We start from the raw sequence: 13,798 nt of genomic DNA on the forward strand, positions 1-13,798 counted from the left end.
TTTATGATCGATTTGCGTAGCGATACGGTAACTCGCCCCTCTCCGGCCATGCTGGAAGCCATGATGAGCGCACAGGTAGGCGACGATGTCTGGGGTGATGACCCGACGGTAAATGCATTTCAAGAAAATCTGGCAGCGGTCACTGGCAAACAGGCGGCGCTACTGTTTCCCAGCGGCACGCAGAGTAATCTGGTAGGCCTGATGGCCCACTGCGAACGCGGTGATGAGTATATCGTAGGCCAATCCGCCCACACTTATCGCTATGAAGGCGGCGGAGCGGCGGTACTGGGAAGCATTCAGCCGCAGCCCATTGAGAACGCAAGTGACGGTAGCCTGCCACTGGAAAAAATCAGCGCGGCGATTAAAGCCGATGATTTTCACTTTGCCCGTACGCGCCTGTTAACACTGGAAAACACCATTGGCGGCAAGGTGCTGCCTGCAGATTACGTGCGCCAGGCAACCGAACTTGCCCGTTCGCGCGGTTTATCAACGCATCTGGATGGCGCACGCCTGTTTAACGCCGCGGTGGCGTCTCAAGCGCCGCTGGAACAGCTTTGCACGCCGTTCGACAGCGTCTCGCTATGCTTTTCAAAAGGTATGGGGACACCCATTGGCTCTGCCCTGGTAGGCTCTCAAGCGTTTATCGCAAGCGCCCGGCGCTGGCGCAAAGTTGTGGGTGGCGGTATGCGCCAGGCAGGAATTATTGCGGCGGCGTGCCAATACGCGCTTGATCATCATATGGATGACTTGGCAAAAGATCATCAGCGCGCCACGCGCTTAGCCCAGGGTCTGGCAACGCTACCGGGTATCGAGATTATCTCGCAGTCCACCAACATGGTGTTTGTCAGCATTCCGGACGAACACGTAACGCCTCTTTCAGCCTGGCTTAAAGAACACGGCATTTTAATTGAGCTTTTATATGCCACGCGCCTTGTCGTTCACCGTGATATTGACGATGCCGATATCGATAAAGTGCTTGAGGTGATGGATGCGTACTTTAGCCAGCGTTAAGTAACGTGCCGAGCTTTGTCACTGAGCTTTTGTACTGAGTTTGGGAACGGTCGAACACGCGGTAAGACTTATTGATCAAGCGCCTACCGCGCGTTTTATACCTGTTCGAGTGGCTTATAACCGCCGCAGACCCCACATAAAGTAAGCCCCGCCAATGAGCGACGCGACAAGACCTGCCGGTATCTCATACGGAAACATGATCTGACGTCCCACCCAATCGGCGATTACCATCAGCAACATGCCGATCAACGCCGCACCTAACAGGTGCTGGCGGGCACGAGAGAAGCCTACCAGCCGCGCCATATGCGGCGCCAGCAACCCGATAAACGAAAGCGGCCCAACCACCAGCGTGGCGCAGGCGGTTAGCAGAGCGACCATCAGCAGTAGCGCGAGCCGCGCACGATTTAGATTAATGCCCAGCGAGCGCGCGGTTGGTGCGCCTAACGGCAAAATATCCAGCCATCGGTTGAACGGTAGCGTGATCAGCGCTAACCCGACGGCAATACTGCCGACCACCACGGCACTCGTCACGTCAACGTAGTACGTCGAGCCCGCCAGCCACGCAATAACCTGCTGCCCACGTGGGTCGCCGCCCGCCAATAACACGCTGCGCACCGCATCGAACAAGGCGCTTATCGCAACGCCGCTTAGTAAAAGTCGTTCAGGTACAAAACCGCTTTTACGATTTAAGGCGACCAGCACCAATAGTGTGGCCATCGCGCCTAATGTACCGATACCAATCAGGACAATATTGCTGGGAGTGGGTAAAAAATAAATCCCTAAAATCAGCGCAATGGCGCAGCCACCGCTAATGCCCAAGACTTCGGGGCTTGCCATGGGGTTGGCGGAAAGCCGCTGCAGTACGGTTCCCGCGACCGCAAGCATCAAGCCACTGGCCGCCGCTGCCATAACGCGTGGCAACCGCCACTCCAGCACGTCCCATTCAGCGGGCGATATCCAATACCATCCGTCGGCCCCCTGACCTAAAAGCAGGCCTAAAATGCTAAACGCGAAAAGTGCCAGCATAATCCCTACGGCCAGGCGATGCGGTGCAGGGTGTCGATTCATGAATACCCCCGCCGCACGTGGTGGCCGGTCGCCCTGCAACTTCAAGCGCGGTATTAACCACATGAGCAAAGGCGCGCCTAACGCGCCCGTCACGGCACCGGTAGGAATCAGTGTGGCCACCATGCCGGAGAAATGCTGAAGCAGAAGATCAGTGGTTGCGAGCAACACTGCCCCTAGCAGGGTGGACCACAGGATACGGGAGCTTAATCGACGGGCGCCGGCCATACGTACGATGTTAGGCGCCGCAAGGCCAATAAAACCGATGATTCCGACCACACTCACCACGCTACCGGTGATAAAGACAGCTAACCCAAGGCCTGCGAAACGCAGATATTTAAGCGATATACCTAAACTCTTGGCACTGGCATCATCCAGCTCCAACACGCCTAACGGGCGTAGCAACAGCCCCGCCGCTATGGCGCTTACTGCCAGATGAGGCCATAAAGAGGCGACGCCGTCCCAGCCGTTTTGAGCAAGCGAGCCCGCTCCCCAAATCAATAAGCCTGCCAGCGTTTCATGGTTGAACAGCAACAGCGCGGTGGAAAGTGCGCCCAGGTACAAATTAACCACGAGGCCAGCCAGTACCACTACAACGGGGGCAAGCCCACGTCGCCAGGTAATCGCAAATACCAAGCCAACGGCCAAGCCGCCACCAATTAACGCGACCCACTCGCGACCGATGATCAGCAGGCCTGGCGCCATCAGCGTTGCCACCATAAGGGCCAGGTTGGCGCCAGATGCCACGCCCAATGTGGTTGGCGAGGCCAGCGGGTTACGCAATACCTGCTGCATCAATACCCCGGCAAGCGCCAGGCCGCCGCCAGCCAGCAGCGCGACACACAGCCGTGGCCACCAGGCATAGTAAAGTAACACTTCATTGGTATTTTCAAACGCAGGCGCAAAAAGCGCATCAAGCCCGGTGAGAATGCCGCCCTGACCGTTTAGGCTCATCGCAAACAGCACCAGTAAAGGCAAACTAAGTAACAAGCAAACTTTGGCAGGCGACATGCCGCGCTTTTTCTGGCTAAGGACGGCGGTACTGATCATAACGAGTTATTTCGGATAGTTACCCAACCGTGGGCAATGGGCAACGCGATAGGCAGCACGATCATTTCAGAGCCTTAGCTTTGTCTGGGCGGTAACAGCGGGATAAGAAAGCCGTGATTTTAAATGATAACGATTAGCACTACAATTGGTACCCTCGTTATCGGAGCAACCCGCTATGGCCGCAAAACCGAGCTACCTGCTGTTTGACGTCACATTATTGCGACGCGCCCAAATCAGCCCTTCAATTGTCAGGTTCACGTTTACCGGCCCGCACGTTGACCAAATGGCAACCTACGCCCCGGATCAGCGTATCAAGCTGTTCTTTCCCGGTAATGAAAGCAGCCTGGATGCGCTGTTTAGCGTAGTACAACAACAATCCCATGACTGGTACGAGGCGTATCGCGCGTTACCCGAGACTCAGCGTCCTGCAATGCGTACGTACACTATTCGTGCGTTACGTGCTGAATGCGCCGAAGTGGATGTCGAATTCGTGCTCCACGGCGATAATGGCCCGGCTTCCCATTGGGCAATGAACGCCCGCCCAGGCGACCGTTTGGGGATGACGGCCCCTGTAATTGGCGCCCCCGGCCCGCATCTGGGTTTTGAGTGGAAGCCGCCGAAGGGCGTTCGGCGCATTCTGATCATCGCCGATGAAACGGCTGTACCCGCGGCGATGGGCATTCTTGAAGCGCTGCATGATATTCCCGACCACCCTCAGGTTGAGGCGCTGCTTGAAGTACCGTGCAGTGATGACGCGCAGGCACTCCCAAGCGCTGCCAAGATGCATTGGCTTGCCAGAGACACCGACCCAACCAGCCAGTACGGCGAGCTTTTATTGAGAGCAGTACGCGACATTGATTTAGCGCAGGAAATTAAAGCACTCGACGGAAAACCCGGCAAAGTGGCCAGCGGTAATATTGAAGACAGTATTGAAGATAGTATTGGAGACAGTATTGAAGATAGTGAAGAGCCGCTTTGGGAACCCGCGGCGGTTAACGACAGCGCGCCTTTTTATGCCTGGATTGCGGCCGAAACCAAGGTTGCCCGTCGGTTGCGCCGTTATCTAGTCAACGAATGCGGTTTGCCCAAACAGTATGTGACGAGCATGGGCTATTGGCGCCTAGGTAAAGAAAACAGCTAAACAAACGAGACACCCGATAATGCCCCATATAACCACCTCTGCCCTACTGGCGAGCCCTCGTTCCTATTTACTCGATAGCGCTACCCGTTATGGGCTCATCAGCCGTACTTTGCACTGGTTGACGGCAGCCATTGTACTGCTTCAATTCAGCGTGGTACTGGCCTGGCGCGGGTATGGGGAAACTTCGTTTACCTTAACCCTCTCAAACATCGGCCCCCACGGCTCGCTGGGCGTTCTGCTTTTATTGATTACTCTGCTTCGCGCGGGATGGGCGTTTTTAAACCGGCAACAGCGCCCTTCGCCCGCGGCAGGACTTAGAGGTGCTTTAGCGCACACGGTGCATTTAACGTTTTACGCGCTGTTGATCGCTCTGCCGACCCTCGCCATCTTACGTCAGTACGGCAGAGGCGGCGCTCTGGATGTCTATGGCCTACCGCTCTTCAATGCGGCCGAGCGCGAAATCCCCTGGATGATCAACATCGCCAATCTGGTGCACAGCCCACTCGCCTGGCTGCTTTTGGCGCTGGGGATTGGGCATGTGGCAATGGCGCTGATGCATCACTTTGGATTCAAGGATAAGATGCTATCCCGCATGGCGGAGCCTATCAATCGCTATTAAATGATAACCATTAACGATACAATCAGCGCTTTATACTTACCATCTTCTGACGGTCAGGAGTCCTTCATGTTCGAGGTCAAAGGCGCTACTTTCGCGATCAATGACAAGCCCCTTTTGCAGCCCATTGAACATACCTTTCAGCAGGGTAAGGTTTACGGCCTGATCGGCCATAACGGCTCTGGCAAGTCGACCTTGATAAAGCTCATGGCCCAGCAGCAGCCTACCAGCCAGGGTGATATTTATTTTGACCAGCGCCCGCTGAGCGACTGGGGCAATCGCGAGTTTGCGCGCCAGGTTGCCTATCTTCCGCAACATCTGCCCAGCGCCGAAAATTTAACCGGGCGTGAGCTGGTCGCCTTCGGCCGTTACCCCTGGCATGGCCTGCTGGGCCGCCATACGCAAAAAGATAAAGACGCCGTGGAGCGCGCCATCGCTCTTACCCACACCGAGGCGTTCGCAGACCGCCTGGTCGATACGCTTTCTGGCGGTGAGCGCCAGCGTGTCTGGCTCGCCATGCTATTGGCCCAAGGCAGCCGCTTCTTGCTGCTCGATGAGCCACTTGCTGCGCTGGATATCGCTCACCAGATGGAAGTTCTCGCACTAATACGAAAGCTTTGCGATGAGCTAGAACTTGGGGTCATTATCGTCCTGCACGATATCAACATGGCCTCGCGCTACTGCGATGAACTGATGGCCCTGCATAGCGGCCGTTTGCTCGCCCACGGCACTCCAAACGACATGATGCGTGATAGCACTCTGGAAGCTATTTATGGGCTGCCCATGCAGGTCATGAAGCATCCTAACGGAGAGCACAACATCGCCGTTGCGCAATGATGTGTCGCCTGCGTTGCGGCCAGTTAGCGCTGGCCTGCTTTAGTGCACTTACCTCCTTTCAAGTGGCAGCTTCAACCGATATTGTGACGTTGGACTGGACGATTGCCGAAACGCTGATTGCGCTTGGCAATCCACCGGTAGGACTCGCGGAGATCCCCCAATATCAACGCTGGGTGGGTGCTGACCAGTTACCCGGCAATGTTGTGGATGTCGGCCTGCGCGCCCAACCCAATCGTGAACTGATGGCTCAACAGGCACCCGACCATGTGCTGCTTTCACCGCTGTATATGCGTTTAAGCGACCAGTTGAGTACCATTGCCCCCGTCACCGCGCTTGTCACCTATCAGCCAGGCGATCCTTTATGGCAACGCCTGGCGCGTACCACCCATACATTAGCCGCCTTAAACGGCGATAATGCATCAGCAGTAACCCTGATTGACGCCGTCGAAACCTATCTGGAACACCAAAAAGCCCAGTTAACAGGGCAGCCACCGCTGCTCGTCGTACAGTTTATCGACGCGCGGCATCTGCGTGTATTTGGTGAAAACAGCCTGTTTCAGGCGGTGCTGGAGCGCTTGGGGCTGGCTAGTGTCTGGGAGCATCCAACCAATCAGTGGGGCTTTTCGACGGTGGCGTTAGAGGAACTGCTGAGCTATCCCGATGCCACCCTGGTAGTAGTCGAGCCGCTCCCTAACAGCATGAATAATGACTTTTCTGACAATGCACTGTGGCAACATCTGCCCGCAGTGCAAGAGAACCGCGTTATTCAGCTACCTGCCGTATGGAGTTTTGGTGGGTTTCCATCAGCCAAACGCTTCGCTGAGTTACTCAGTGAAGCGCTGTTAACCGATTAAATCCCGCTTAAAAATCCAGTGTAGCGGAAAGCTTGACCGTACGCGGCTCGCCCTGGGTCAGGTAACCACCGGTCGCCGAGGCCCAGTAGTTTTCATCGGTGAGGTTTTCGATGTTGGCGCGCAGGGTTAGGGTATTCGCATTGAGCGGCATGGCGTAACGAACGCCAAGATCCCAGCGGGTCCAGGCATCGACTTCCAGCTGGTTGGCCGCGTCCAGGTACTGGCTGCCGTTACGCACTGCTCGACCGCTGAGTGTCCAGCCTGGCGCCTGGGGAATATCCCACTCGCTGCCGACCACTAGCCGATAGTTGGGAACGCCCACCGCGTCGTTACCCTGGTTCGTGCCATCGTTAGTGTGGGTGAGCTCAGGATTAATCCACATCGCGCTGCTCAACAGGCGCCAACCATCCATCGGCTCGCCGTAAACACTTAGCTCCACGCCGCGGTTACGCTGCTCGCCATAGTAGGCGTAAATACCGGTTTCAGCGTCAACAAAGGCATTGGGCTGCTCGATCTGAAACAGGCTCAAACTGCCGCCCAGGTTGCCCAAATCGAGCTTGGCACCGACTTCGTTCTGCTCCGCTTCAATCAAACCAATATTCTGCCCGGCATTCACCGTCGTGGTGGGTGCCGTATCACCCGGCTGTAGCGCTTCAATATGATTGGCATAGAGCGATAGAGAGTCCGTCGGCTTCACCACGATACCGTATACCGGTGAAAGACGTGTATCGCTGAACCGGTTGTCGAACTCGCCTTGATAGCTATAGTTGGTAACCTCGACATCCTGATAGCGTGCCCCCAGGGTCAACAGTAGGCGATCATCCAGAAACCCCAGGGTATCGGAAAGCGATACGCCGCTGTTGCGCGTGCGGCTGCGCAAATTCGGGTTATCCAAGTTACCCCCTATCAACCCAGGCTCCCGCAAAGCCACGTCGGCTGGTTGGTAGATATTCGTCAAGGATGAGGAGGCTATTGCATAGGCCGACCGAGTGGTGCGATAGATGCTTGAATAGCCCAGGTCCAGCTGGTGGCTGACGACTCCCGTATTGAAGGCCCCGCGTAAACCAGCCTGCCCGCCGACACCCTCAGCGCGATACGGCACGCTCATCTGGCCGACAGTGGCGGCACCATCCGCGCCATTGACGGTGGGCGATCCATAGGTTCCGTTTTCCCGGGTATTGCTGCCACCCAATGCTGCATAGGCCGTCCAGCTGTCGGTCATGTCGTACTCACCGCGCAGCATGGCAAAGTTGGTCTTAAGCTGTGTATTGGCCCATTGGGGTGCATAGTTGGTACTTGCCGAAGGGGCATTGGGAACACTGTCCATACCAGCGCCTACGTGAACCACCGAACGACCGCTTTGGACGGTATGGGCTTGGTGGCCAATATCCAGCGAAGCACGACCACGCTCACCGCGATAATCCAGCCCCACAACGGCCGACGTTGCACGCTGCTCTTCATTATCAATTGCGCTGTACCCCCGGCCTCGCTCGATACTGGCACGCATGCCGAACTGATGCTCGGCGCCAAAACGCCGTCCAAGCTCTACGCCACTTTCCACATAGCCGCTGTCGGTCACCGCGGTAGTCAGCTGGGTGAGCGGTTCATCTGCGGCGCGTTTGGGCTCAATATTGATCGCCCCGCCAACGCCTGAACCACTTGGCGACACGCCATTGGCAAAAGCATTGGCGCCTTTAAACAGCTCCACGCGCTCGGCAAGGTTGGTGGCAACCACTTGGCGCGGCAATACGCCGTAGAGACCGCCATAAGAGATGTCATCACCATCAAGCTCAAAGCCGCGAATCTGAAACTTTTCAGCGAAGTTGCCATAACCAAAACCACTTTGTACCGAAGCATCATTGATCAGCACATCCGCCAGCGTTTTTGCCTGCTGATTGTCGATTAACTCTGAGGTAAAACCGATCACATTGAAGGGTATATCTGCAGCCGCACGCTGCCCCCAGGTGCCAATGCGTGCGCCAGCCGCTACTTGCCCACCGGCAAACGCTGAAGTCGGCGCATTGCCATGCGCCGTTGCTTCACCAATAACAGTAACGGTTTCAAGCGCGGCGTCGTTGGGCGCTTGCGCCCAGACAGTGTTAGGTAACTGCAATGCGCCCAATATTACAAACGTAAGCGAGCGCCAAGCGGGGGACGGCAGCGACATGCGAGTTCCTTATATTTTTTAAGAGCAAACAGGACTGATAGCGGAGCAGGAGCGCAAAGGCTACAACAAAACAAACTCATTTTCATTTGATATATAGACGCATTCAATATCGTTTCGATGTTTTACTGATATGTATTATCGTTTAGACTGCGCCACATATACGCTTCTCAGTGCCCAGTGTTGGAGTCCGGTTATGTCTCTTGCGTTACGTCAGACTGCTGCTGCCCTACCCTCGTTGGCCGACTGTTACCAGGGCTCGGGGCCCTTGGCGCCTTTTACACCTCCGCTGATTGGCACAGAAATACCCGCAGGCGCGATTAAAGCTGCTCGCTGGCGCAACCCTGCGCTGTTAGAACAAGACATTTCGCTTTATGCCTCACGCTACCCAGGCGGCGATAAGCGTGCGATCACGTCGCTGTGGTCGAAATGGCACTTTGTTGCGCTAACCGTGCCTACCCTTGCGGCGCAACTTCTCCTCAACCGCGATTTACCGGTCGGGCTCGATAATGCACATGTGATCGTTAATGAGCAGGGATGTACAAAGCAGCTTTGGCTCCCTGATGAAGGCGTGCCGTTGGATACGCAAGACCCGGGTAAGCGCTTTGCCAAATTGATTGATCAACACTGGGCGCCGCTTATTGAACGACTGGCCGCCATCTCCGGCGCGGCCCCACGGGTATTCTGGAGCAATGCCGGTGGCTATCTGAATTTCTACATCAATGCTTTGGCAGAGCATCCGGAGGTCAATCAAGCGGCGCTCACTGCCGCACGGGCTCTTCTGGAATCGCGCCACCTTAACGGGCAGCGTAATCCTTTGTTTCAGCCGGTGCGCACGTTTACACCTAAAGGCAGTGATGAGGTGAAGCAAGTGCGCAAGCTTTGCTGCCTGCGCTACTTGCTGGATGAGTTCAGCGTCTGCAGTAACTGTCCGCTGGAAGGCTGTGACCGCGTGGCTCGCAAGCGGTCAACGTAAACGAATAGGGTTTAAAGATTTATCTGGGCGACGGCATCCTGGCTCGCCACGTCGCGCTGCTCGCCGGTTAGCTCGCGTAGCTGCCCTTGCGACATTTCCAGCAAACGATCCGCGTGAACGAAGTAGCTGTCATCGTGGCTAATCGCAAACACCGTTTTGCCCATATCACGCAGATGGGGCAGCAGTTCGCGATAAAATAGCCGCCTGAACTGCGGGTCCTGATCAGCGGCCCACTCATCCAGCAATAAAATGTCCCGCTCTTCAGCAATAGCTAATAGAAGCGCCAGGCGCTTGCGCTGGCCCTGGGAAAGCTGGGTATTAACGACTCGGTCGCCCTCCCACTGTAACTTTTGCTGCATCTGCAAGCGGTTTAACCACGTGTCGATAAGTGCAGGGTCGGCTTTTTCACCGCCAGCTTTCATGGCCAGATCAAACTGATGGAAATCGGTAAACACACTGGCAAATCGCGCCCGAAAGGCGTGCCACTGCGCAGGCGTAAGCACTTGCCCATCGACCTTGATCTGCCCGCTTTGCGGACGGTACAGCCCGGTTAACAGCCGCGCAAAGGTAGATTTTCCACTACCGTTGCCGCCAATCAGAAAGATCTGTTCGCCACGCGTCAGGGTTAAATTGACCGGCCCGACATGAAACCCTTCGCCCTGCTCACCAGAGGGGTAGTGGTAGGTCACATCGACAAGTTCCAGACGCTGCCATGATGCAAAGGCATCATCGACCTCAAAACCCGGCTGATAATCGGCAAGCTTGAGGCTTGCAAGCTTATCAAACGCTACCTGGGCGCTAATCAGAGTCGGCCAGGCACCTACCGCCTGAATAAGCGGAGTGCGTAAAAACAGCAGGGTTAATGCAAACGTGGCCGCCACAGCCGGTGTGGCCCAGCCAAGCCCGTTAGCCATAAAGAACACCACACCAATGGCCCCCAACATCATGATGTTGGACCAGTTGCCGGCGCTCAAGTGATACGTATCGGCCCGGATAATATGGTAGCGGTAGTCCCGCGCATTAGCGGTGTAGCTGTCATCAAAAAACCGCTTCGCCCGGTCGCGGTTCAAGGCCAGCTCTTTGCGTCCTTCAATCGCCGATTGATAGTCTTTATAGAGACGATCTTCAGTTTCGCGTACAAGATTAAAGTGGCGATATACCTTAGATACCAACACCCAGCCCACACCCATGGTGAAAGCAATCCACACGATGGTAATCACCACCATTTCCGGTGAAAGCCACGCCAAATACGCAACCGAGGCAAGGGTTAGCACTACCCCCTGAACAAGCTCAGGCAGGCGCACAAACCCGATGGTGATATTACGAACATCGCTTGAAAGGCTCGCCAGCAGCGTTGAATTACCTAGCTGCTCAAGACGTTCGATATCCGTATCCAGAATGCGTTTGACAAGTCTTGAGCGCAGATCATAAACGAAATGGTGGCCCAGCAAGGTAAGGGCTAACTGGGTCGCCAGGGTCACCACCAGCAATACCACCAACAATCCCAAAAACTGGGGTAGCGCCGACATGGGGCTGCCTACCTCAATTAGTCGCTGATTGATAAAGGCAATAACCCCGACCCCCAAGCCCGCGCTCAAAAGGCTTAAACCAATGGCACCTAAAAACGGCCATCGGTAGTGACGAAAGACAACCTGCAGCAACTCCATTAGCGCTTCCCGACTGAGATATAGGCAGCGAATTGTGACGGACTACCCCGCCAAGTCAATGCGCAAAGTGATTTTCATTTACATTTTCCACTACCCTTGCGGATCACTAAAAAATAACGTCATTTACATATGGCAATGATAAACATTACCATTGACTTGAAAGACTACTATTTGCTCTTTATTAAAACGAAAAAAACGCTACTCAGTAAGGGCCCGATTGCCATGCTTATTCGCTCCACGTTTACTCCCGCCCGCCTGCTACCGCTGCTTTTATGGCCTGCGTTAGCCAATGCCCAACAGGCGCAGCCAGCCCACTCATCCACTCAGGAGCCGCCTACCCACGAACTATCCGAGTTAGTGGTATCGGCAACACGTAATCAGAGCATCGCAGGTGAAACAGCACAAAAAGTCACCATCATTACTCGTGAACAGATCGAGCAGCAGCTAGCCATCACTCAGGATCCGGGGCAAGTACTGAGTAATTTGATTCCGTCCTATTCGCCCAGTCGCCAAAAGCTTTCCAATGCCGGAGAAACCTTTCGAGGCCGTTCACCGCTGTTTCTAATCGACGGTGTACCGCAATCCAACCCGCTGCGCGACAGCGCCCGAGACAGCTATACCATCGACCTGAGCATGGTCGAGCGTATCGAGGTTATCCATGGTGCCAGTGCCGAGCATGGCCTGGGAGCAACAGGCGGCATTATTAACTACGTGACACGCCGGGCAGAGAGCGGCTCCTTCAATCAGCATGCCGGCATTCGTCTAACTACGGATGATCGCTTCGAGTCGGAAGGATTTGGTCATCAGATTGATTATCGGCTCAGCGGCCAGCAGGGTAACTGGGATTATCTGGCAGCGGTTACGCGCCACGAGCGCGGTGTATTCTTCGACGGTAACAACGAGCTTATTGGCGTTGCCTACCCGGGCGAGCTGCAAAACTCACGCAGCTATGACGTGCTGGCGAAAGTCGGCTACTGGCTAGGCGATAATCAAAATATCGAACTCTCGGTCAATCGCTTCGAGCTTGAAGGCCATAATGACTACGTGCCAGTTGCGGGCGACCGTAGCGCAGGAATCCCTACCACCGCAAGGCGCGGTACACCGCTGGGCGAGCCTGGCTATAACGAAGTCACCACGGTTAGCGCGGCTTACTCACATAGCGACTGGTACGGCAATACTCTTGATGCCCAGCTTTACAGTCAGCAGTTTCGGGCTCAGTTCGACACCATCACTACCTTTCCCTACCCCGGTGAAAATGGCGAAACGCTGTATGATCAAACGCGCAACGAGTCAGACAAGCTGGGCGCCAAGTTCACGCTTAGCCGGGGCGGGCTGTGGGATGACCGCTTAACGCTCACCACCGGGGTGGATTTACTTCAAGACCAGACACGCCAGATGCTGACCCATACTGGCCGCACCTACGTGCCGGACAGCGAATTCAATAACATTGCCGCCTTTTTGCAGACCGACCTGGATCTGACGGATCGGCTATTGCTGCAAACCGGCGTTCGCCATGAGCATGCACAACTGGATGTGGATAGTTTTGCAACGCTTGACCGCAGCGACGTGACTCAGGATCTGGTAAGCGTTGAAGGCGGAAAACCCTCCTTCGATGAAACGCTGTTTAATGCGGGTCTGGTCTTTCAGGTCAACGACTGGGCACAGCTATACGCTAATTACTCGGAAGGCTTTGGCATGCCTGACGTTGGCCGCGTGCTGCGCAGTATTTCAACCCCCAACCAGTCTGTGGATAGCCTGTTACAGCTGGAGCCTATCGTTACCGACAATCGTGAAATCGGTGCCCGGTTTGATTGGGAGCGCTATGGGCTTGAGCTTAGTTATTACGAATCCAACTCTGATTACGGCGAGCGGTTAACCCAGGATAACGGCGTGTGGGTAGGCAGCCGGGAGAAAACCGAAATCAGCGGCATTGAGATCAGCGGCGATATGCAGGTTACCGATGCCCATACGTTAAACGCCAGCTACACCTACGCCGAGGGCAAATCGGATACTACCGGCGATGGCCAGGTCGACACCGAACTGACCGGAATCAATATCGCGCCCAGTACGCTCAAGCTCTCCTGGTCGGCGATCTGGAACAAGCAGCTATCAAGCCATTTGCAAGGCACGCATTACTTTAACCGCAGCGTTGACGACCCTGAGCTTGAATTCGATGGCTACAGCCTGGTGGATGCCGCTCTCACTTACCAACTGCCCTTGGGCCGAGCGAGCTTCGGTATCGAAAACATGTTTGACCGGCAGTACCTGACGTATTATTCCCAGGCGGCGCGCGTCAGTGACGACTACTATTTCACTGGCCGCGGACGTACTTTTACGCTGGGCTATAGCGTCGATTTTTAACCACCCTATCTTTCTCGCCTTCCTTCTAGCGATCGATTGGCGGCCTTTTTGGGGCC

The 13,798-nt window shown here is 55.4% G+C and carries 10 protein-coding genes; 7 read left to right on the top strand and 3 right to left on the bottom strand.

Features of this window, described 5'->3' with window-relative positions:
- The first annotated feature begins 3 nt into the window (after positions 1-3).
- On the top strand, positions 4-1,011 hold the full coding sequence (gene ltaE / locus D467_RS0112710) for a low-specificity L-threonine aldolase (protein ID WP_018917901.1): 1,008 nt from the start codon (positions 4-6) through the stop codon (positions 1,009-1,011).
- A 114-nt stretch (positions 1,012-1,125) separates the two neighbouring features.
- Here the strand turns inward: ltaE and fhuB are convergent, their stop codons facing one another.
- On the bottom strand, positions 1,126-3,087 hold the full coding sequence (fhuB, locus tag D467_RS0112715) for a Fe(3+)-hydroxamate ABC transporter permease FhuB (RefSeq protein WP_018917902.1): 1,962 nt from the start codon (positions 3,085-3,087) through the stop codon (positions 1,126-1,128).
- A 214-nt stretch (positions 3,088-3,301) separates the two neighbouring features.
- On the opposite strand from fhuB, the gene D467_RS0112720 reads away from it, so the two are divergent.
- From D467_RS0112720 to D467_RS0112735, 4 genes are all read left to right on the top strand, one after another.
- Positions 3,302-4,267, top strand: coding sequence for a siderophore-interacting protein (locus tag D467_RS0112720; protein ID WP_018917903.1), 966 nt, complete (start codon positions 3,302-3,304; stop codon positions 4,265-4,267).
- 19 nt (positions 4,268-4,286) lie between these two features.
- Entirely contained in the window at positions 4,287-4,886 is a 600-nt protein-coding gene (locus tag D467_RS0112725; protein ID WP_018917904.1) for a cytochrome b, read from the top strand.
- Positions 4,887-4,952: 66 nt separating this feature from the next.
- Positions 4,953-5,720: an ATP-binding cassette domain-containing protein gene (locus D467_RS0112730; RefSeq protein ID WP_018917905.1), complete on the top strand. Its 768-nt coding sequence runs from the start codon at positions 4,953-4,955 to the stop codon at positions 5,718-5,720.
- The gene (locus D467_RS0112735; protein ID WP_040460479.1) at positions 5,717-6,574 is read left to right on the top strand and encodes an ABC transporter substrate-binding protein; all 858 of its coding nucleotides are present in this window, start codon (positions 5,717-5,719) and stop codon (positions 6,572-6,574) included. The genes D467_RS0112730 and D467_RS0112735 overlap by 4 nt, the downstream gene beginning before the upstream one ends.
- 7 nt (positions 6,575-6,581) lie before the next feature.
- Here the strand turns inward: D467_RS0112735 and D467_RS0112740 are convergent, their stop codons facing one another.
- Complete coding sequence (locus tag D467_RS0112740) at positions 6,582-8,741, bottom strand: TonB-dependent receptor (protein ID WP_018917907.1); 2,160 nt, start codon at positions 8,739-8,741, stop codon at positions 6,582-6,584.
- Positions 8,742-8,934: 193 nt separating this feature from the next.
- Between D467_RS0112740 and fhuF the strand changes: the two genes are divergently transcribed.
- A complete protein-coding gene (fhuF, locus tag D467_RS0112745) occupies positions 8,935-9,714 on the top strand; it encodes a siderophore-iron reductase FhuF (protein ID WP_018917908.1) in 780 nt (259 codons plus the stop codon).
- Positions 9,715-9,725: 11 nt separating this feature from the next.
- On the opposite strand, the gene D467_RS0112750 is transcribed toward fhuF, so the two are convergent.
- Entirely contained in the window at positions 9,726-11,381 is a 1,656-nt protein-coding gene (locus tag D467_RS0112750; protein ID WP_018917909.1) for a multidrug ABC transporter permease/ATP-binding protein, read from the bottom strand.
- Positions 11,382-11,603: 222 nt separating this feature from the next.
- On the opposite strand from D467_RS0112750, the gene D467_RS0112755 reads away from it, so the two are divergent.
- The gene (locus D467_RS0112755) at positions 11,604-13,742 is read left to right on the top strand and encodes a TonB-dependent receptor (RefSeq protein ID WP_026285758.1); all 2,139 of its coding nucleotides are present in this window, start codon (positions 11,604-11,606) and stop codon (positions 13,740-13,742) included.
- Positions 13,743-13,798 lie beyond the last annotated feature (56 nt).

The sequence above is a fragment of the Vreelandella zhanjiangensis DSM 21076 genome, assembly GCF_000377665.1.
Classification (GTDB): domain Bacteria; phylum Pseudomonadota; class Gammaproteobacteria; order Pseudomonadales; family Halomonadaceae; genus Vreelandella; species Vreelandella zhanjiangensis.

Bases quoted from the DNA above. Each gene is read 5' to 3' on its own strand.
- D467_RS0112750 (WP_018917909.1), bottom strand. From the start codon at position 11,381: ATGGAGTTGCTGCAGGTTGTCTTTCGTCACTACCGATGGCCGTTTTTA.
- D467_RS0112740 (WP_018917907.1), bottom strand. From the start codon at position 8,741: ATGTCGCTGCCGTCCCCCGCTTGGCGCTCGCTTACGTTTGTAATATTG.
- fhuB (WP_018917902.1), bottom strand. From the start codon at position 3,087: ATGTCGCCTGCCAAAGTTTGCTTGTTACTTAGTTTGCCTTTACTGGTG.
- D467_RS0112725 (WP_018917904.1), top strand. From the start codon at position 4,287: ATGCCCCATATAACCACCTCTGCCCTACTGGCGAGCCCTCGTTCCTAT.
- D467_RS0112720 (WP_018917903.1), top strand. From the start codon at position 3,302: ATGGCCGCAAAACCGAGCTACCTGCTGTTTGACGTCACATTATTGCGA.
- D467_RS0112730 (WP_018917905.1), top strand. From the start codon at position 4,953: ATGTTCGAGGTCAAAGGCGCTACTTTCGCGATCAATGACAAGCCCCTT.
- D467_RS0112735 (WP_040460479.1), top strand. From the start codon at position 5,717: ATGATGTGTCGCCTGCGTTGCGGCCAGTTAGCGCTGGCCTGCTTTAGT.
- ltaE (WP_018917901.1), top strand. From the start codon at position 4: ATGATCGATTTGCGTAGCGATACGGTAACTCGCCCCTCTCCGGCCATG.
- D467_RS0112755 (WP_026285758.1), top strand. From the start codon at position 11,604: ATGCTTATTCGCTCCACGTTTACTCCCGCCCGCCTGCTACCGCTGCTT.
- fhuF (WP_018917908.1), top strand. From the start codon at position 8,935: ATGTCTCTTGCGTTACGTCAGACTGCTGCTGCCCTACCCTCGTTGGCC.